20 protein-coding genes are annotated in these 18215 nt (G+C 70.2%); 15 read left to right on the top strand and 5 right to left on the bottom strand.

Annotated elements, in window-relative coordinates; genetic code table 11:
* Positions 1-25: 25 nt before the first annotated feature.
* Together ABH920_RS14300 and ABH920_RS14305 are read right to left on the bottom strand one after the other, a co-directional pair.
* Positions 26-1168, bottom strand: coding sequence for an SPFH domain-containing protein (locus tag ABH920_RS14300; protein ID WP_370349427.1), 1143 nt, complete (start codon positions 1166-1168; stop codon positions 26-28).
* Between the two features lie 37 nt (positions 1169-1205).
* Positions 1206-1457 (bottom strand): hypothetical protein, encoded by a 252-nt coding sequence (locus ABH920_RS14305; RefSeq protein WP_370349428.1) that lies wholly within the window; start codon positions 1455-1457, stop codon positions 1206-1208.
* Between the two features lie 71 nt (positions 1458-1528).
* Here ABH920_RS14305 and ABH920_RS14310 point away from each other — a divergent pair, with 71 nt between their 5' ends.
* The 14 genes from ABH920_RS14310 (at position 1529) to ABH920_RS14375 (ending at position 14097) form a co-directional block, all read left to right on the top strand.
* Entirely contained in the window at positions 1529-2767 is a 1239-nt protein-coding gene (locus ABH920_RS14310; protein WP_370349429.1) for an MFS transporter, read from the top strand.
* A 104-nt stretch (positions 2768-2871) separates the two neighbouring features.
* Positions 2872-4155 (top strand): efflux RND transporter periplasmic adaptor subunit, encoded by a 1284-nt coding sequence (locus ABH920_RS14315; RefSeq protein ID WP_370349430.1) that lies wholly within the window; start codon positions 2872-2874, stop codon positions 4153-4155.
* 2 nt (positions 4156-4157) lie between these two features.
* Positions 4158-4844 carry an ABC transporter ATP-binding protein gene (locus tag ABH920_RS14320; RefSeq protein WP_370349431.1) on the top strand — a complete coding sequence of 229 codons (687 nt, stop codon included), beginning with the start codon at positions 4158-4160 and terminating at the stop codon, positions 4842-4844.
* Positions 4841-6025: an ABC transporter permease gene (locus ABH920_RS14325; RefSeq protein WP_370349432.1), complete on the top strand. Its 1185-nt coding sequence runs from the start codon at positions 4841-4843 to the stop codon at positions 6023-6025. Before ABH920_RS14320 ends, ABH920_RS14325 begins: the two co-directional genes overlap by 4 nt.
* Before the next feature lie 68 nt (positions 6026-6093).
* Positions 6094-6918 carry a phosphatase gene (locus tag ABH920_RS14330; RefSeq protein WP_370349433.1) on the top strand — a complete coding sequence of 275 codons (825 nt, stop codon included), beginning with the start codon at positions 6094-6096 and terminating at the stop codon, positions 6916-6918.
* A gap of 257 nt (positions 6919-7175) precedes the next feature.
* On the top strand, positions 7176-7400 hold the full coding sequence (locus tag ABH920_RS14335; RefSeq protein WP_194918946.1) for a helix-turn-helix domain-containing protein: 225 nt from the start codon (positions 7176-7178) through the stop codon (positions 7398-7400).
* A 137-nt stretch (positions 7401-7537) separates the two neighbouring features.
* Positions 7538-7639, top strand: coding sequence for a 30S ribosomal protein bS22 (locus ABH920_RS14340; protein WP_015796886.1), 102 nt, complete (start codon positions 7538-7540; stop codon positions 7637-7639).
* A 27-nt stretch (positions 7640-7666) separates the two neighbouring features.
* Positions 7667-8653, top strand: coding sequence for an NAD-dependent epimerase/dehydratase family protein (locus tag ABH920_RS14345; RefSeq protein ID WP_370349434.1), 987 nt, complete (start codon positions 7667-7669; stop codon positions 8651-8653).
* Between the two features lie 19 nt (positions 8654-8672).
* The gene (locus ABH920_RS14350; RefSeq protein WP_370349510.1) at positions 8673-9668 is read left to right on the top strand and encodes a lysophospholipid acyltransferase family protein; all 996 of its coding nucleotides are present in this window, start codon (positions 8673-8675) and stop codon (positions 9666-9668) included.
* A gap of 145 nt (positions 9669-9813) precedes the next feature.
* A complete protein-coding gene (locus tag ABH920_RS14355) occupies positions 9814-10368 on the top strand; it encodes a hypothetical protein (protein WP_370349435.1) in 555 nt (184 codons plus the stop codon).
* Between the two features lie 412 nt (positions 10369-10780).
* Positions 10781-11458: a Crp/Fnr family transcriptional regulator gene (locus ABH920_RS14360; protein WP_370349436.1), complete on the top strand. Its 678-nt coding sequence runs from the start codon at positions 10781-10783 to the stop codon at positions 11456-11458.
* 407 nt (positions 11459-11865) lie between these two features.
* Positions 11866-12708 carry a hypothetical protein gene (locus tag ABH920_RS14365; protein WP_370349437.1) on the top strand — a complete coding sequence of 281 codons (843 nt, stop codon included), beginning with the start codon at positions 11866-11868 and terminating at the stop codon, positions 12706-12708.
* Complete coding sequence (locus ABH920_RS14370) at positions 12692-13048, top strand: PadR family transcriptional regulator (protein ID WP_370349438.1); 357 nt, start codon at positions 12692-12694, stop codon at positions 13046-13048. Before ABH920_RS14365 ends, ABH920_RS14370 begins: the two co-directional genes overlap by 17 nt.
* Complete coding sequence (locus tag ABH920_RS14375) at positions 13045-14097, top strand: hypothetical protein (protein WP_370349439.1); 1053 nt, start codon at positions 13045-13047, stop codon at positions 14095-14097. The genes ABH920_RS14370 and ABH920_RS14375 overlap by 4 nt, the downstream gene beginning before the upstream one ends.
* A gap of 79 nt (positions 14098-14176) precedes the next feature.
* Here the strand turns inward: ABH920_RS14375 and ABH920_RS14380 are convergent, their stop codons facing one another.
* The 3 genes from ABH920_RS14380 to ABH920_RS14390 all read right to left on the bottom strand — a co-directional run bounded on the left by ABH920_RS14380 (position 14177) and on the right by ABH920_RS14390 (position 17619).
* Positions 14177-15376 carry a DUF5667 domain-containing protein gene (locus ABH920_RS14380; protein ID WP_370349440.1) on the bottom strand — a complete coding sequence of 400 codons (1200 nt, stop codon included), beginning with the start codon at positions 15374-15376 and terminating at the stop codon, positions 14177-14179.
* A 264-nt stretch (positions 15377-15640) separates the two neighbouring features.
* On the bottom strand, positions 15641-16339 hold the full coding sequence (locus tag ABH920_RS14385) for an ECF subfamily RNA polymerase sigma factor, BldN family (RefSeq protein ID WP_370349511.1): 699 nt from the start codon (positions 16337-16339) through the stop codon (positions 15641-15643).
* Positions 16340-16821: 482 nt separating this feature from the next.
* Positions 16822-17619, bottom strand: a complete 798-nt coding sequence (locus ABH920_RS14390) for an HAD family hydrolase (RefSeq protein WP_370349441.1) — start codon at positions 17617-17619, stop codon at positions 16822-16824.
* A 70-nt stretch (positions 17620-17689) separates the two neighbouring features.
* Here ABH920_RS14390 and ABH920_RS14395 point away from each other — a divergent pair, with 70 nt between their 5' ends.
* Positions 17690-17977 carry a glutaredoxin family protein gene (locus tag ABH920_RS14395; RefSeq protein WP_370349512.1) on the top strand — a complete coding sequence of 96 codons (288 nt, stop codon included), beginning with the start codon at positions 17690-17692 and terminating at the stop codon, positions 17975-17977.
* Positions 17978-18215 lie beyond the last annotated feature (238 nt).

Here is an 18215-nt window from a genome sequence, read left to right on the forward strand (position 1 = left end):
TGACGAAGCGTGATTCCCGCCCCGCCTACTTCCCGTTCTCGATCTGCACCCGCTCGATCACCTGCGGCTTCGCCGCCTCCTTGCCGGTCTCCTCGCTGAGGCCCTTCTTCACCGAGTCCAGGATCGCCAGGCCCTGGCCGACCAGGCCGGCGGCGATCTCGGACAGGCCGTCGGCGCCGTTCAGGACGTTGATGTTGGCGCCGTTGAGGCCGCCGGCGGCCTTCTCGACGATCAGTGGGAGCTGGTCGATGATCATGCGGTCCAGGGCCACGCGGTCGTAGCTGGCGGCGGCTTCGGCCTGGACGCGCATGCGCTCGGCTTCGGCGGCGGCGGTGATGCGGACCCGCTCGGCTTCGGCTTCGGCCGGCTTGACGACTTCGGCGACCAGTTCCTGCTGGCGGAGTTCGGCGTTGCGCTGGGCCAGTTCGGTCTGGGCCATCAGCACCTCCTGCTGGGCCTTGGCCTGGGACAGGGGGCCGGCCTGGGCCGCTATGGCCTGCGCCTGGTCGACTTCGGCCTTGTACTGGGCCTGGACGATCGCCGTGTGGCGGGCGTACTCCGCCTTGTTGCGCTCGGCTTCCTGCTGGGCCTCGACCGAGGCCTGGGTGGCCTGGGCCTGGGCGATCTGGGCCTGGCGCTGGATGGCGGCCTTGTGCGGGGCGGCCATGGCGTCGATGTAGCCGGTCTTCATGTCGTCGATCGACATGATCTGCAGGGAGTCCACGGTGAGGCCGATCTTGGCCATCTCGGACTTGGAGGTGTCCAGGACCTCCTCGGCCAGCTTCTGGCGTTCGGTGACGATCTCCTCGACCGTCATCGAGCCGATGATGGAGCGGAGGTGGCCGGCGAAGATGCGGGCGGTCAGCGTCGACATCTGGTTCTGGTCGGACAGGAAGCGCTGGCCGGCGTTGACGATGCTCTCGGTGTCGTTGCCGACCTTGAAGGCGATGACCGCGGTCACCGTCAGGGCGATGCCCTGCTTGGTCACGCAGGTCTCGGAGACCTCCGCCTCCTGCATGGACAGCGTCAGGAACCGGGTCTTGCGGAACACCGGGAGGATGAACTTGCCGTGGCCGGTGACGACCCGGAACGGGGCGCCGCCCTGCCCCCGGCGGCCGCCGGAGATGAGCATCGCCTGGTCAGGGGCGGGCACTCTGTAGCCGAACATGGTGGTCAGCCTTCTTCCCGTGAGCTGAGATGGATGTTCACAGCCTGTCCAGTTCGTCCAGCGGGTCCTCGGCGTCCGGGAAGGCGATCACGTCGACGGCGCGCGCCCCGCGGGATTCCACGACCAGGATCCGGGTGCCTTTCGCCAGCGGCTGCTCCGACCAGGCCAGGAACGCCTCACTGCCGCCTCGCACCTTCACCACCGCCTCGCCGGGCCCCCGTTGGCCGCGCGTTCCGACGTGCAGCACGCCCACGCATCCGATCACCGCGTCGTCTGGCACTTTCCGCACGTTACACCCGTGCCCGGACCTGGACCACGCAACCCCTTCCCATTGAAGATCACGTCGCCTACGCTGCGGGCATGCCGCAGGGAGAGCCGGGCGTTTTGACCCGGAACCGGATAGCGACCTTCGTCTTCTTCGGGGTGCAGGGCTTCGCGTTCTCGCTGCTCACCTCGAAGGTGTCGGTCATCCAGAAGCAGCTGCACGTCTCCGACGGCACGCTGTCCATCCTGCTCGCCCTGGTCCCGATCCTGGCCGGGGTCGGCTCGGTGCTGGCGGGCCTGGCGATGCGCTGGACCACCTCGGCCGCCGTGCTGCGGATCGCCGAGCCGACCGTGGTCGGCGTACTGGTGATAGTCCCGCATACGAGGAACCTCTACCAGGCGATGCCGATCCTGATGCTCTTCGGCCTGGCCGTCGGCGCCGCCGACGCCACGATGAACATGCAGGCCTGCGGGCTGGAGCGGCGCTACGGCCGGTCGATCATCCTGGCGTTCTTCGGCGTCTGGGCGGCCGGCGCCATCGTCGGCTCCGCCTGGGGCGCCCTGGGCTCGGCGGCCGGCTGGCACCTGAGCCTGACCTACCTGGTCGCGGCCGTCGTCGGCGTCGCGGCGACCCTCTACGCCGGGCCGATGCTGCTGAAGAACCTGCGCGACGAGACCATCGTCAAGGACGCCGACGGCAAGCTGCCGCACATCCCCTGGCGCCCGATGATCCTGCTCTGCGTGGTCATGACCCTGGCCTACATCGGCGAGTCCAGCGTCACCGCCGCCGGCAGCGACTACCTCACCAAGGGCCTGAAGTCCTCCGACACCTTCGGCGGCCTCGTGGTCGGCGCCTACACCGTGGGCCAGGTCCTCGGCCGGTTCCGCGGCGACCTGGCGATCCAGCGCTTCGGCAGCGTGAAGGTGGTGCGCGCCGGCGCGGTCGTGTGCGCGGCCGGGTTCGCGATCGTGGTCGGCGCCTCGGGCCCGTACATGGCGCTCGTCGGCTTCCTCATCGCCGGCTTCGGCCTGTCCCCGCTGGTCCCGGTGGCGTTCACCGCCGCCTACGCCAACGACCCGACCGGGTCCGGCGTCGCGGTCGCGCGCATCAACGTCTTCAACTACCTGGGCTTCCTGCTCGGCGCGCCGCTGGTGACCGGGCTGTGGGGCGCGGGCGTCAGCCACCGGGAGGGCATGGCCGTCCCGATGGTGATGATCGCCGTCATCGTCGTGCTCGCCTACGCCTTCGACCCGAGGCGCGCACCGGTCCACGGCGGCCCACTCCAGACCCCGGCCGTGGGCGGCGCGGAAACGGTACCTACATTGGGGACGTGACCAAACGCGGCACGGTAACAGCGGGGATAGTTCTCAGTTCTCTACTCGTCGCCGGATTGAGCGCCTGCAGTAGCGGCGGTCCTTCCGGGATCACCAAGGCGCCGGTGGCGTACGGACAAGTCACGCAGGTCGTCGAGGCACCGGCGAGCGTGACGCCGAAGTCGCAGATCACGGTGAACGCCACGGCCGCCGGCTCCATCGCGCAGCTGATGGTCTCCGACGGCCAGCACGTCAAGGCCGGCCAGACCCTGCTGCGGATCGACTCCCCGGACGCCCAGGCGCAGCTGGCCTCGGCGAAGGCGGCGGACGCGCAGGCCGCGTCGCAAGGCAAGAACTCCTCGGGCGGCACCAGCGTCCTGGACTTCTCCCAGTCGGAGTCCGAAGCCGACGCCAACGCCCAGAAGGCCTTCGACGCCGCGCAGGCGACAGCGAACCAGATCGCCGATCCGTCGATCAAGGCGTCGATCCTGGAGCAGATCACCAGCGCGCGCACGCAGTACGCCACAGCGTCCTCCGATGTACGGACCACTATCGCGAACTTCAACAACGGACTCGCCTCTGCGTCGGACGTCCTCGGTTCGCTCAGCGATGCGCAACGGACGCAGACACAGGCCGCGGTCGCTATAGCGCAGAAGACAGTCGACTCCCTCACTATTAAGGCCTCTATATCCGGGGACGTCTCTCTGCGCAGCGGAGTAGGAGGGGCAACCGCTTCAGGAGTGGACGTCTCCTCACTGCTGTCCCAACTCGGCGGGAGCCTGGGTTCGCTGGCCGGTGCCGCAGGGGGCAGTCTTGGGTCGGCCGCGTCCGGGGGCAGCGGAGGCACCGACTCAGGGGCCGATACGGTGATCTCGCAGGGCTCCCCTGTGGACTCCGGAGCGCCGCTGCTCGTCATCACCGACTCCTCGACGCTGACCGTGACCGCGCAGGTCGACGAGACCTCCATCCTCCAGGTCTCTCCGGGCATCACCGCGGACGTGCAGCTGGACGCCGTCCCCGACGGCGACTACCCGGCGACCGTCATCTCCATAGACAGCCAGGGCCAGGCCTCCAGCCGGGGCGGCGTCACCTACCGGGTCCGGCTCTCCCTCGGCGCGGGGACGCTCGGGGACGGCTCCGCGGCCCCGGTCCCGCGTCCCGGGATGAGCGCCGTCGCGGACCTCAACGTGGCGAACAAACCGCACGTCCTCGCCGTCCCCTCGGCGGCGATCGTGCACGACGGCAACCAGGACACCGTGTGGCTGGTGACCTCAGGGGTCGCCCACCGGCAGGTGGTCCGGCTCGGCGCGCAGGGCGACACCACCGTGGAGGTCTCGGCGGGCCTGAACGCCGGGGACCTGATCGTGACCTCGGGGGCCGACAAGGTCCACGACGGGCAGAAGCTCTAGCGATGGCTGAAATAGAAGCCGTCGGGGTTACTCGCTCGTATCGCATGGAGGGCGTCTCTGTAGACGCCCTGCGCGGTGTCTCCCTGACCATCGAAGAGGGTGACTACGCGGCCATCATCGGGCCGTCCGGCTCCGGGAAGTCCACGCTGATGCACCTGCTCGGCTGCCTGGACCGGCCGACCACGGGCACGCTCCTGATCCGGGGCCGCGACGTCGGCTCCCTGGACGACAGCGAGCTGGCCGAACTCAGGAACCAGACGATCGGGTTCGTCTTCCAGTCGTTCCAACTCCTCGCGCGTACGACCGCTCTGGAGAACGTCGCTTTGCCGCTCGTCTATAGGGGAGTACGCAGAGCCGAACGCAGAAGGCGCGCGGCAGAGGCCCTGGAGGCGGTGAACCTCGGACACCGCGTCGGACACAAGCCGACGCAGATGTCCGGCGGAGAGCAGCAGCGCGTCGCTATAGCGCGCGCTCTAGTGGGGGAGCCTGCGGTGCTTCTGGCGGACGAACCCACAGGGAACCTCGACACCGTCAACGGCGACGAGGTGATGGCGATCCTCGAACGGCTCAACAAGGAACGCGGAGTCGCCGTCGTCCTGGTGACCCACGAGGCCGACATCGCGGCGCGCGCCCGGCGGATCATCCGCGTGCGGGACGGCCTCATCGAAGAAGCACCGGAGCTCCTGTGAGAGTCACCGAATCCTTCCGCGTCGCCTTCGACGCGCTGCGCGCCAACCGCCTGCGCTCGCTGCTGACCATGCTCGGCGTGGTGATCGGTGTCGCCGCGGTGGTGGTCCTGGTCGCCATCGGCGGCGGTGCGAAGCAGCTGGTCACCTCCGAGGTCGAGGGCCTGGGGTCGAACATCGTGTTCGTCGCGCCCGGCAAGTTCCAGCTCGGCACCACCCCGGCCATCTCCCGGCTCCAGCTCTCCGACGCCGACTACCTGGACCGGGTGCTCGGCCGGCCCGACGCCGTCGCCGTCTCCCTGGCCTCGGCCGAGAACCTGCGCGCCGGGACCAACACGTTCTACGCGACGGTGCAGGGGACCACGGCGAACGTGGTCGACGTCTTCGACCGGCCGGTCGCCGAGGGCCGCTACGTCTCCAAGGCCGACATCGCCACCGCGCGCCGGGTGATCGTCCTGGGCCCGGACGCCGCGAACGCGCTGTTCCCCGGGGCCGACCCGATCGGCCGGCAGGTGGACATGGGCGGCGTCGAGTTCCGGGTGATCGGGCTGTTCCAGGCCAAGGGCGGGGCCTTCGGCCTGAGCCCGGACAGCGAGGTGCACATCCCGGTCACCGCCGCGCAGCGGCTGTTCGGCATGCAGACCATCTCCGGCTTCGCCACCAAGGCCGACACCCCCGGCGACGTGGACGCCACCGGCGCCAAGATGGTCGCCGCGCTGAAACAGAAGTACCGGGGCGACGAGTTCACCGCGGTGTCCCAGACCCAGATCCTGGGCACCATCGGCAGGATCCTCTCGCTGCTCACCCTGGTGCTCGCCGCGATCGCCGGCATCTCGCTGCTGGTCGGCGGGGTCGGGGTGTCCAACATCATGCTGGTCTCGGTGCGCGAGCGGACCAAGGAGATCGGGCTGCGCAAGGCGCTCGGCGCGCGCCAGCGGGACATCCTGGCGCAGTTCCTTTTGGAGGCCGTGATGCTGACCAGCATCGGCGGCATCATCGGGATCGGGCTGGGGGTCGGTGCCTCCTTCATCCTGTCGTCCTTCACACCGCTGCCCGCGGTCCTCGCGTGGTGGTCGATCGTGCTCGCGTTCGGGGTCTCGGCGGCCGTGGGGGTGTTCTTCGGCGTGATGCCGGCGCGGCGGGCCGGAAAGCTCGATCCGGTGGTGGCTCTTCGGACCGAATAGGTGTCGGGTACATGTGATGTAGGCACAAGGAGCAGCGCTGGTATGCATACGCGGGTTACCTTCTCCTCATGACCGCCGCACCCGCTCGCGACGAACTCCGCGATCACCTCCTGACGCACCGCATCGCGGGCGCCGTGGCCACTCCGCGGGAGGACAACCTCCGGAAGTACGCGATGTTCGCGGAGCGGGACCCCTATCACCTGTTCGGGCTGGAGCCCGAGCGCGTGTGGACGCAGGGGGACGTCGTGAAGCTGATGGCCGACCGCGCCGGGGTGTCGGCGGACCCGAAGTACCGGTCCGGGCAGGACCACATCGACGTCGATCTCACCCTGGACGCCCTGGACCGGTTCGCCGACCGGCTCGGGCAGGCCCGCGAGCTCCGCCAGCGCGTCCTGCTCGCCACCGGGCATCCCAGCACCCTGCTGGCCGTGCACCTGGCGTTCGCCGCCGGGCTGCGCGAGGCCGGGTGCGAGGTGATAGAGGCCGGCGCCGGCTGGTCGTATCAGGCCTCGGCACAGGTCGGGCGCAAGCGCAGGTCCATCGCCTACTTCGGCGGGGTGGGGGTGACCGCCGAGGGCGGCTCCCTGGTGCACACGCACTCCGCGCGCCCCATCCGCGCCGCGCTGGCCTCGCTGGCCGGGGACGGCGAGCCGCTGCCGGACCTGGTGGTCGCCGACCACGGCTGGTGCGGCGGCGCGGGCCAGGCCGGGATCGACGCGATCGGGTTCGCCGACTCCAACGACCCGGCGCTGTTCGTCGGCGAGGCCGAGGGCGTGGTGCAGGTGGCGGTGCCGCTGGACGACGGGATCGCGCCGCGGCACTACACGCCGATGTCACGGTACGTACTCGCCCGGGCCGGGCTCGCCGGGCCGACGGGCTGGTACGGGGCTTAGGCCTGCGGCGTCGCCGGCTCAGTGTGTTGAGCAAGGCTGTGCTCGGGCTGTGCTCCGCCTGTACTCGGGCTGGGCTCAGGCCGTGCTCAAGCCCGCCGCGCCAGGGGCGGAACCGGCCGGCGCGTGTGCGGCGCGCCACGGCGGGTAAGCGGGCCACCCCAGGTGTAACAGTCCGCAAATCACACGAATGCCGCATCCTCTTCCCCATATGTATCATCCACCCCTATCCTCATAACATGGCTTCTGAGATATCCGACATGCACGGGAGCGCTCGCACGGGCGGCGACGCCGCGCGGCTCTCCGAGGTCAAGTTCCTCACGGTCGCCGAAGTCGCCCAGGTCATGCGGGTGTCCAAGATGACCGTGTACCGCCTGGTACACAGCGGGGAACTGCCCGCGGTCCGCGTGGGCCGCTCGTTCCGGGTCCCCGAACAAGCCGTGCAGGAGTACCTGCGCGACGCCTACGTGGCGGAGACCCTTTAGCCTCCCGAAACCTTCCCCCGACCGCTCGCCGCGGCCTCGCCGGACCCCGGCGCCGACGGGCGTTTGGTGGCGGGGCCGGACGACCAGGTACTCTTGGCCAGTCGCGAATCCCGTCAGAAGTGAGCGAGGGCACCCGAGTGGGCTCAGTCATCAAGAAGCGCCGTAAGCGTATGGCCAAGAAGAAGCACCGCAAGCTGCTCAAGAAGACGCGCATCCAGCGTCGTAACAAGAAGAAGTAGCCGGCGCGTCGGGGGGTTGGCCGCGGCATGACCGGTGCGGGTCGGACTCGGACGGACGGCAGGACGTCCGGCAGCCGCCGCGTGCTCGTGATCGGTGCGGACGGCCGACTGGGCCTGTCCGTCGTCGAAGCCCTGCGGGAGACCGGACGCGTCCGGTTCGTCGCCGGGGCCGACGGGGCCGACGCCTCCGGCTCCCCCGCGATCGCCCGCCTCATCGCGGACGCGGACCCCGACACCGTGGTCCACCTGGGCCTGGAGCCCCGGCCCTCGAGTGCCGGCGGCCGGGCGGCGATGAAGGAACGCAACGTCATCGGGACCATGCAACTGCTGGCCGCCGCCTCCAAGGCGCCCGGGCTCAAGCGGCTGGTCGTCAAGTCCAGCGGTGCGGTCTACGGCTGCGCGCCCCGGGACCCGGCGCTGTTCGCCGAGGACACACCCCCGCATCGGCCGCCGACGTCCGGCTACGGCAAGGACGTGGCCGAGGCCGAGGGGTACGTCCGCGGGTTCGCCAGGCGCCGCCCCGACGTGGCGGTGTCCGTGTTGCGCTTCGCGCCGTTCGCCGGTCCCGGCGTGGCCTCCCCGCTGCTGGACTACCTCACCCTGCCCGTGGTGCCCACGGTGCTGGGCTACGACCCGCGCCTGCAGTTCGTGCACATCGACGACGCGGTGCGGGCGCTGGTGCTGGCCGCGCTGGGCGGCCACCCGGGCACCTACAACGTGGCCGGCGACGGCGCCATGCCGCTGTCCCAGATCAGCCGCCGCCTGGGCCGCCCGACGTTCCCGGTGGTGTCCTTCGGCGCCGGCTTCTTCGGCGGCCTGATCCGCCGGGCCGGGATCGTCGACTTCACGCCCGACCAGGTCGACCTGGTGCGCTACGGCCGGGTCCTGGACACCGCGCGGGTACGGGCCCGCCTGGGCTGGGAGCCGGGGCACACCACGGCCGAGGCGCTGCGGGCGCACGCCCAGGCCGTCGGGCTCAAGCCGATCGTGCCCGGCTGGACGAAGGGGTACTGAGGTGGCGGACGAGCCCCGAGTGGCGGACGAGGCCACGGCGGCGGATGGGACCGAGGCCGACGGCGCGAGCGGGGCCGCGGACGAGACCCAGGCCGCGGCCGACGGCAAGACCGCGGCCGGGGACGAGCGAAAGCCCGAGGACGAGCCCGAGCGCGCCCCGCAGGCCGCCTCGCGCGGCGGCTGGGAGGACAAGGCCGCCGGCGCCCTGGCCTTCCTGCGCCGCCGGATCAACGGCGAGTACGAGGTCGACGAGTTCGGCTTCGACCCGGACCTGAACGACAACGTCCTGATGGGCGTCCTGCGCCCGCTCTACGACAAGTACTTCCGCGTCGAGGTCTCCGGCATCGAGAACGTCCCGGCCGAGGGCGGCGCGCTGATAGTCGCCAACCACTCCGGCACGGTCCCGGTGGACGCGCTGATGACCCAGGTGGCGCTCCTGGACCACCACCCGGCCGGACGCCACCTGCGGATGCTGGCCGCCGACCTGGTCTTCACGCTGCCGTTCGTCGGCGAGCTGTCCCGCAAGATGGGCCACACCCTGGCCTGCAACCCCGACGCCGAGCGCCTGCTGCGCGGCGGCGAGGTGGTGGCGGTGTTCCCCGAGGGCTTCAAGGGCGTCGGCAAGCCCTTCTCGCAGCGCTACCGGCTCCAGCGCTTCGGCCGCGGCGGCTTCGTCTCCGCCGCGCTGCGCACCGGCGTCCCGATCATCCCGGTGTCCATCGTCGGCGCCGAGGAGATCTATCCCAAGATCGCCGACCTGAAGCCGCTGGCGCGCCTGATCGGGCTGCCGTACTTCCCGATCACCCCGACCTTCCCGCTGCTCGGCCCGCTCGGGCTCGTCCCGCTGCCGACGAAGTGGCACATCGCCTTCGGCGAGCCGATCCCCACCAGCGGGTACGACCCCAGCGCGGCCGACGACCCGATGCTCGTCTTCGACCTGACCGACCAGGTGCGGGAGACGATTCAGGACACGTTGTACCGGCTGCTTCTGCAGCGGCGTTCGGTTTTCTTCTAAACGGTCGGTGTTCTTCCATCGGTTGGTGCCCCTCTAAAAGGCTGGTCGCGGAGGCGTTCCACCCTGGGGTGGAAACCCGGTTTCCACCCCCGTCCCACCTCCGGGTTGACGTGGCGACAGGCCTCTGGCCTGGATAGTCGTAGCCATGACGACAACCGACTGGATCATCGACATCGCCCTCGTCCTGATCGTCTTCCGCCAGCTGCGCGAGGAGCGGATCTCCAAGGCCACGTTCATCGTGCCGCTCGCCATGATCACCTTCGCGGCGAAGAACTACCTGCACGGCATCCCCACCGCCGGGAACGACCTGGTGCTCATAGCCCTGATGACCGGCGTGGGCGTCGTCTTCGGACTGTTCGGCGGGCTGCTGACCCGGGTGCGGACCCTGCAGGGCCACGTGCACATCAAGGCGACGGCCGGCGCGGCGGCCCTGTGGGTGGCCAGCATGGGCTTCCGGCTGGGGTTCGCGGTGTGGTCCACGCACCCCTCCGGCCAGGCGCACCTGACCAGCTTCTCCGCGGCCCACCAGATCACCAGCGGCCAGGCCTGGGTCGACGCGCTGATCCTGATGGCGTTCGGCGAAGTCGTGGTCCGGCTGGGCACCATCGGCATCCGTGCCCTGATCCTGTCGTCCCGCGGGAGCCGGACCGGGGCCCGGACGCAGACCGAGACCGGGGCTCGCGCACTCGTGACGCGGTGACCCGGAAAACAGATGGCGCTCTTCTTCAGAAGGCTCTCGCAGAGAGCCTTCTGCGCCATTCGCCGGGTGCGGAATATGGCCATTCTCCGGCTATCCCGCCAATCCGTCGTCCGCGGCGTTTCCGTTCCTCGCGTGTGAGCACTGACACACCCCTTCCCGCCGCGTGTCCCTATCAGATGACGTGGTTTCCCCTCAGGGAAAAGCCGAGGATAGTCGGCGTCGCGCCTGCGGAGGGGGGAGTCCGGGGGGACCTGCGGGCGCGGCCGGGGGGACACGGGGGATACGGGGACCGGGATCCGTGGGGGATGCCGGGGGGTACACGGGGTCACGGGGGCACAATTCGTCTTCGTCGGACGCGCCATTCCTCAGGCCGAGCTTTGCCTACGGGCCGGGCTCGGCTAGTTTGCGGGGAATGGCGCGCGACGAAGACGGCAGCAGGTTCTGGGATCTCCTCGACGCTATGGCAGCCGAGGAGATCCGGGCACGGACCGTCTACCAGGTGTTCCGGACCGGCGACTCGCTGACCGGCGAGGGGGAGGACACGCATCGCGTGTTCTTCATCCAGTCCGGGTGGGTTTCGGTGATCCAGCACAGCACCGTCGGGGCCACCCGGATCCTCGCGGTCCGCGGCCCCGGAGACGTGGTGGGGGAGCTGGCCAGCCTGTCCGAGCGGCCGCGCAGCGCCACCGTCAGGGCCCGCAGCACCGTCGAGGCGCGCGGGATGAGCGGGGAGGCCTTCATCGACCTCGCCGAGCGCACCCCCTCCATAGCCCGGGCGCTCTTCCGCATCCTCGCCGACCGGCTCCACGACGCCGACCGGCACCGCACCCAGCTGCACGGCTCCGTGGCCCTCGGCGCGGTCGCCGACAAGCTCCTGGAGATCCACTCCTACGCCGGCAACGGTCAGGACCGGCCGGTGTTCACCCAGGAGGAGATCGCGTGCTGGGCCGGGGTCAGCGTGCCGGCCCTCGCGCGCTCGCTGCGCACGCTCCGGGAAGCCGGCGTCATCCGCAGCGCCCGGCAGCGCATCATCGTGCTCGACGAAAAAGCACTGGGCGTCGTCGCACAAAACGGTCGAGTCGCTGACTGATAACTATCCAGCAACGCTCTGCGGGCATCCGCCGGGACGTTCGCCTCTCGCACACCTCGGGCACAGTTCGCGGCCGGTACTTGTGACTTCGTGAAACGGCATGTGCGGGTCCTGGGAAGCCCGGGTTTGTCAGTGCCGACCGATAGCTTTATTTCTGAACGGATCCGTTTCCGCACTAGTGAAAACACTGGTGCGGAGATCTTGCGCATCGGAGTATCTTGCGATACATGTCGGGGGGCACGGAGGGTCGTCATCAAGGGCCTGTTCTCATGAATCCGTCGCTGGAACCGCGTAGTCGCGCTGGTAGGACGCCGCGCAGCTTCCACGGGCGGTATGCGCAACCGATCAGCCACCAACCACTTCCGCAAGCCGTCACCAATCTCCCCACCCACCGGTCGATCGTCGTCGTGGACGTGGTCTCGTTCACGCGGCCGGACAGGGACAACGTCGATCAGTTGGCTATTCGCGCCGCGCTTTACGACACGCTGCGCGACGCATTCGAGGATTCCGGAATCCCGTGGCGGCAGACCGTCCGGGAGGACCGCGGCGACGGCGTGCTCATCTTCGTCTCCGCCGAGGTCTCCAAGGTCCTGCTGCTCGGCCCGATGCCGGCGCGGCTGGCCGAACTGCTCGAGCGCGGCAACACCGGGCGCACCACACGCCAGCGGTTCCGGCTGCGGGTGGCGGTGCACGCCGGAGAGGTGCACCACGACGCGCACGGCTACGCCGGGTACGACGTCAACCTGGCCTTCCGCCTGGTCGACGCCCGGCCGCTGCGCGAGGCGATGGAGCACAGCACGGCGGCCCTGGGGCTGGTCGTGTCCGAGGGCGTGCACGACGGCGTGCTGCGTCATGGCTACGGCGGTCTGGACGCCGCGGCTTTCGAGCGGGTCCGGGTGCAGGTGAAGTCCGCCGACGTGCCCGGCTGGATCCAGCTGTTCGCCGGCGGCGCGGTGCTGCCGGTGCCGCGCCAGGTCGCGCGGTCGGTGCCGGGGATGGAGCCGGACGGCGGGAACGGGAACGGACTCGGGAACGGAGACGGACTGGGAGGTGGACTCGGGAGCGGGATCGGACGCGGCGACGAGGGACCGGTGGCGGTCCTGCTCGCCGACGAGGCCTCGCTGCTGGACGAGCTGGCCGGCCTCGGGGTGCGCACCGTGGTCCTGGTCGGCGGGGCGGCCGGACTGGCGGCCGGGCTTGCCCCGATAGCTCGACAGCCGATATATATCGACCATGAGTTCATCGAGTAGCCGGACGGAGCAGACGTTCCAGATCCTCACCGCGCTCGTCGACGGACCTCTGCACGGTTACGGGATCATCCAGGAAGTGGGCCGCTTGTCGGACGGCCGGACCAGGTTGCGCGTGGGCACGCTCTACGGCTCCCTGGACCGGCTGTCCGGCGAGGGCCTGCTGGTCCTGGACCGTGAGGAGACGGTCTCCGGGCGCCTGCGGCGCTACTACCGCCTCACCGACGCCGGTGCGCAGGTGCTCGCCGAGGAGGCGGAGCGGATCGCCCGGCAGGCGGCGGTGGCGCTCGAACGGCTGAAGAAGCGGGGGACGCCCCGTGCGTCCCTGGGAGGGACGGCATGAGCGGCGAGCAGGAAGACCAGAGCGAACACAGCGAAGGGCTTGAGCGGCGCTATAGAAGGCTTCTGCGCATACTGCCGAAGCGCTATAGGGAGGCGCGCGCAGAGGAACTCCTCAGTGTGCTGATGGAGACCTCCGCGCAGGGGCGCCGGTGGCCGGAGGTCCGGGAGGCGTTGAGCCTGGCGCGGCTCGGCATACGGGTCCGGATGGGACGCGAGTCCGGCGGGGCCGTCGTGGACACCCGGGCCGGAGCGATGGCGCGAGCCGTGGGGATCACCGGGACCATGCTGCTGGCGTTCATCGGAGCCACCTCGCTGGGCCAGCTGATGGGGAACCTCATGCAGCCCCCCGGCCTGGTGGTCTGGACGTATTGGCACCCGTTCACCTGGACGATCGCCCATGGGCAGCCCTACCCCTTCGGCCTGGAGAGCGAGATCGGGCACCAGGCGGTCCCGGCCGGCTGGCTGCTCGTTCTGGGGCTCCTCGCGCTCGGCTGGTGGCGGGCGGCCAGAGTGGCGGGCCTCGCGCTGTTCCTGGTGTCGGCCTACCTGACCGTGGGGACGGAGACGATCCTGCACGAGGAGACGGTGCTGGCCGGCGTCGTCACCGCCGCGCTGTTCGCGGTCCGCGGCGTTCACGCCAGGCCGGTGCGGTTGGCGGGCTCCGTCGGGTTCGCGGCCGTGCTCGGCACCGCCTACTGGGCGTTCAAGCTGCATTCCGGACTCGAGCTCAAGGCCGTCCTGGCCCTGCAGGGCTGGGGAATCACGGACGACACTCACGCGCTCGCCATGGTCGCGGCCGCGATGGTGGTCCTCGGCATCGTGGCCTACCGCTCCGCGGTGTGGCCGGTGGCGCTCGCGGTCGTCGGCACCGCGGCTCTCGGGCCGGTCCTGGTACGGGTGTCGGTCCACCCGAATCTTCAGGGTTCCGACCTGGTGCCGCTGGCGTTCCTGGCCGGCTCGCTGGTGCTGGTCGCCGGTCTGGCCGTGGTCAAGGAGGGGCGCACGGGGCGTACCGTGCGCGGCGGGCGGCCGGCGCTGCCGATCAGCTGACCGTCGCGGAAGAACGGGGGGCCGGAGGGGCCGGGTGCGATGCGCACCCGGCCCCTCCGGCACAGTCCTGGCCGAACCCCTAGTTCGGGTTCGGGTCCGTGTTCGGCGGCCCGCCGGTCGTCGGCCCGGTGGCCGGCGCGGTGTTCCCGAGCGTGATCCCGATCGGCGGCAGCCCGCTGATCAGCGGCGGCACTGTGACCGTGGTGTCGGTGGAGCCGATCGGGACCTGAAGGTGCACGCTCGACGGGTCGCTGGACGGGGTGCCGCTCGGCGCCGTGCTCGGGCCGCCGGAGTCGGTGCCGGTCGGGCCGCCGGAGCTCGGCGTGCGCGGGCCCGGTGCGGCGTGCGAGGACGACGGCGTGCCGGTCGGCGTCGGGGTGGACGGCAGGCTCGCGCGGTGCGAGGTGCTGCCTGCGTTGGTCGGCTGCTGCACGGCGGCGCGCTGCTTGTCCAGGTTCGCCTGCGCGACGACCAGCCGGGAGTGCAGCCCGTCCATCAGCGCCACCAGGCGGCGCGCCTGGTCCTGGGTGTCCGGGGCCAGCAGCGTCTCCAGGTCCTGGACCTGCGGCTCGTAGGTGTCCAGGAAGTTCTGCAGGTTGCCCAGCGCCTCGGTGTTCCCGGACTCGGCCAGCGGCGCCAGCAGCCGGCCGGCGCTGTCCACGTCGTTGTACAGGTTGTCCGTGGTCTGGGCGATGAGCTTGCTGGTGTCCGAGCCGTCGACGTTGGAGTCGTGCCGGCCCAGCAGCTTGTGGATCTCCTCCAGGCGGGTCTTGGCCTGCCCGAGGTACTGCTCGCCGCGCTCCAGGTCGGAACCGGAGACCGAGACCCGCATGTTCTCCAGGCTGCGCTTGACGCCGTACAGCGGGTCGCCCGGCAGCGCGCTGGACGCCGCCCACGCCACTCCGCCCAGGCCGCCGGACAGCACGCCGACCGCGACCCCGCCGCCGATCAGCCGCCGCCGCCACGGACCCCGGCCCCGGGCCAGCACGTCGCCGTCACCCGGGCCGCCGTCCACGTCGGCGTTGAACAGGACCAGGAAGTCACGGTGCAGACGGGCCCCGAGCTGCTCGCGGAACTCCGGCGTCGCCGTCGGGGCGTGGAACCGGCCCTCGTCGATCACGCTCTCGACCACCCGCAGCATCGCTGTGAGCTCGGGGTCACCCTTCTGGGGCGGGATCAGCGTGGCGACACCGGAGCCGCCGTCCCGCGAGCCGTCGAGGCCGTCGAGCAGCCTGGCGAACTGCTCGGCCCGCTGGCGCTCGCCGAATGCTGCGGCCATGTGTCTTCCTTCCTGTCCCGTACGCAGGGAAGCCCCACCCGTCGCCCACCGCCGCCCAGCCGTCAGGTGACGATGCTCGCCGCAGTGTTAGACACCGACAGACGACAAAGGTTGTGCCCCCGGCTTCCACCGGCATGTCTTTCGGCCCTTCATTCACCCTTCAGAGTGAGTTGTTGGACCGCTACATGGAAAACGACCGTCCCAGTTTGATGGTTACGGCGTGTCCCGCATACGGGTGGTCCGCGTTTAGGAGTATTAGAGGCTCTAAAGGGCTTCTGCCGGCAGCAATCGCGCAAGCGTACGAACAGCGCGGTACTGGAGCGTCTTGATCGCGCCCTCGTTCTTGCCCATGATGTCGGCCGTTTCCGCCACCGACAGCCCCTGCAGGAAACGCAGCGTGACGCACTCGCGCTGCTGGTCGTTGAGCCGGTGGACGGCGTCCAGCAGCGCCTCGTTCGACAGGTGCTCCAGCACCGAGTCCTCCGGGGACGCCTCGACCTCGTTGGAGTCGAGCATCTCGCCGGTGGAGACCTCCATGCGGTGCCGGCTGGACTTGAAGTGGTCGGCGACCAGGTTGCGGGCGATGGTTACCAGCCAGGCCCCGAAGTCCCGGCCCTGCCAGCTGAAGGTGGTGATGCGGCGCAGCGCGCGGACGAAGGTCTCGCTGGTCAGGTCCTCGGCCAGGGCCCGGGTGGAGACGCGGTAGTAGATGTACCGGAAGACGGTGTCGCAGTAGATGCGGTAGAGCTCGCCGAAGGCGTCGGCGCTGCCCTCCTGCGCCTGGTGGACCAGGTGCACCATGGCCTCGGACTCGCCGTCGCCGGCGACCGGGCCGCCGGGGCGGTCCGCGGCGCCGGACCCCGAGCCGCCGCCGTGCCGGGCGCCGCCGGAGCGGGTGCCGGCCGCGTGCGCGCCGCGCCCGCCGCCATCTCCGGCCACGACCCGGATCGCCTCGCGCAGCATGAGCAGGCCGCGCTCCTGGCGGTCCAGCAGGGGTGCCGGCACCGGCATCGGCACATGCGTGGACAGCACCTGCGTGGACAGCGCGCCGGTGCCGGCGAACGGGTCGCCCCCCACCTTGGCGCTGTAGCCGTTGAGTCCGAAGTTGTCCCGGTACACGTGTCTCCCGTGGCTCGGTTCTTTAGCGGGCCTGGTTCGCTCTTTGAGAAGCCTCTTAGTAGCAGAGTGTTCCGCCTCGATCACCGATCGTAGGGTTCACCATCGTACGTAATGAGGGTGGACCCGTGCGGGTGATTCCGGCTATTACACCCACAGGAAACACCCTCCTGTACAGGAAGTCCGGTTTAGGTCCGCTCACTGGACCACGTGTGTCCGCAGGACTTTAGAGGACTTCGAGGGGTCCTGTGCAAGGGTTGCGCAGGGGACCTTCGGGAGGTCGGAGCCCATGCACATATCAATAGACGGACAGTAACGAGCCGTCGCTCTCAGTCGCGGTCGCCCGACCAGTGTGCCGCAGCCGCGGCCGCTCCGGCGGCAACCGCGCCGACCGCCGCGGCGGCGCCGGCCACCGGAACCTTCCGGGTGTGGCGCGTCGTCCGGTAGTCGACTATCGCCCAGTCATGAAGCCGCGCGTGTCGCCGCAGGGCGCGGTCCGGGTTCACCGCGACCGGGTGTCCGACCAGCGACAGCAGCGGCAGGTCGTTCGCGGAGTCGCTGTAGGCGTAGCTGTGCGCCAGGTCCAGGCCGCGCTCGCGGGCCAGCCGGGAGACCTCGTGGGCCTTGTCAGGACCGTGCAGCAGCGGGCCGGCGATGCGGCCGGTGTAGCGGCCGTCCACGGACTCCGGCCGGGTCCCCAGCGCGCCGGTCAGCCCGAGCCGGCGGGCGATCACCTGGGCCAGTTCTATCGGCGCGGCCGTGACCAGCCACACCTCTTTGCCGTTGAGCAGGTGCGCCTCGCTCAGGGCGCGGGTGCCGGGCCAGATCTTGTCCGAGAGGTAGTCGTCGAACACCGCCTCGCAGATCTTCTCCATCCGGGCCACCTCGTGGCCCTTGACGAAGTCCAGCGCGTGCTCCTGCACGTCGTCGAGCAGGCCGGACTGTTCACCGAAGACCCGGAAACGGACCTGGCGCAGGGCGTGGCCGGCGATCTCGCGCTTGCTCACCATGCCGTGCGCGGTCAGGCCGCGGGCGAGATGGAAGAGCGAGGCGCCCTGGACCAGAGTGTTGTCCAGGTCGAAGAACGCCGCGGAGTGCACAGTGCGCCCAGCAGTCTCGGTGCCCATGGGGCCAAGCCTATGCCCCGTGCGTGACCGTCAGATGTCGAGTGCGTGTTCTCCGTAGGCTTTTGCCGTGATAAGACTCCGCAAGCGCTCCGGGAGCGCCCCCGTGACCGTGACCCTCGTCGGCAAGCCCGGTTGTCATCTGTGTGACGACGCGCGCGCGACCGTCCAGGCCGTGGCCGCCGAGACCGGCGCGGCCGTCGAGGAACTGGACATCACCGCCGAGGACTTCGACCCGGCTCTGAAAGCGGAGTACTGGGAACAGATCCCCGTCACTCTGGTGAACGGGAAGCGACACGACTTCTGGCGGGTCGACGCGGACCGTCTCCGCAAGGCGATCGCGCAGGCCGCCAGGGGCTGACGCGGGGCCCGCGCGGCGCGGAGGAAACCTCTGGAGCAGAGTGATCCACGGCACTCCCATGCCCGGTTTGGTAACTATTCGGCCTTCAGTTGTGCCGACAATTGGGACATCTGGCCATCTGGTGACCGCCGAGACTTTGTGCGTGCGTTCACAAACGCCTATCGTGCATGACGAGAGGAACAAGCGCGCAAGCGCGGCGCGGAAGCCTCTCGGGCCAGCGTGGCCCGGGCACCCGGTA

Source organism: Catenulispora sp. EB89 (assembly GCF_041261445.1).
Classification (GTDB): Bacteria; Actinomycetota; Actinomycetes; order Streptomycetales; family Catenulisporaceae; genus Catenulispora.

Coding starts and splice junctions, on each gene's coding strand:
- ABH920_RS14300 (WP_370349427.1), bottom strand. CDS start 1,168: ATGTTCGGCTACAGAGTGCCCGCCCCTGACCAGGCGATGCTCATCTCC.
- ABH920_RS14310 (WP_370349429.1), top strand. CDS start 1,529: ATGCCGCAGGGAGAGCCGGGCGTTTTGACCCGGAACCGGATAGCGACC.
- ABH920_RS14320 (WP_370349431.1), top strand. CDS start 4,158: ATGGCTGAAATAGAAGCCGTCGGGGTTACTCGCTCGTATCGCATGGAG.
- ABH920_RS14330 (WP_370349433.1), top strand. CDS start 6,094: ATGACCGCCGCACCCGCTCGCGACGAACTCCGCGATCACCTCCTGACG.
- ABH920_RS14335 (WP_194918946.1), top strand. CDS start 7,176: ATGCACGGGAGCGCTCGCACGGGCGGCGACGCCGCGCGGCTCTCCGAG.
- ABH920_RS14345 (WP_370349434.1), top strand. CDS start 7,667: ATGACCGGTGCGGGTCGGACTCGGACGGACGGCAGGACGTCCGGCAGC.
- ABH920_RS14355 (WP_370349435.1), top strand. CDS start 9,814: ATGACGACAACCGACTGGATCATCGACATCGCCCTCGTCCTGATCGTC.
- ABH920_RS14360 (WP_370349436.1), top strand. CDS start 10,781: ATGGCGCGCGACGAAGACGGCAGCAGGTTCTGGGATCTCCTCGACGCT.
- ABH920_RS14370 (WP_370349438.1), top strand. CDS start 12,692: ATGAGTTCATCGAGTAGCCGGACGGAGCAGACGTTCCAGATCCTCACC.
- ABH920_RS14375 (WP_370349439.1), top strand. CDS start 13,045: ATGAGCGGCGAGCAGGAAGACCAGAGCGAACACAGCGAAGGGCTTGAG.
- ABH920_RS14380 (WP_370349440.1), bottom strand. CDS start 15,376: ATGGCCGCAGCATTCGGCGAGCGCCAGCGGGCCGAGCAGTTCGCCAGG.
- ABH920_RS14385 (WP_370349511.1), bottom strand. CDS start 16,339: ATGCTGCGCGAGGCGATCCGGGTCGTGGCCGGAGATGGCGGCGGGCGC.
- ABH920_RS14390 (WP_370349441.1), bottom strand. CDS start 17,619: ATGGGCACCGAGACTGCTGGGCGCACTGTGCACTCCGCGGCGTTCTTC.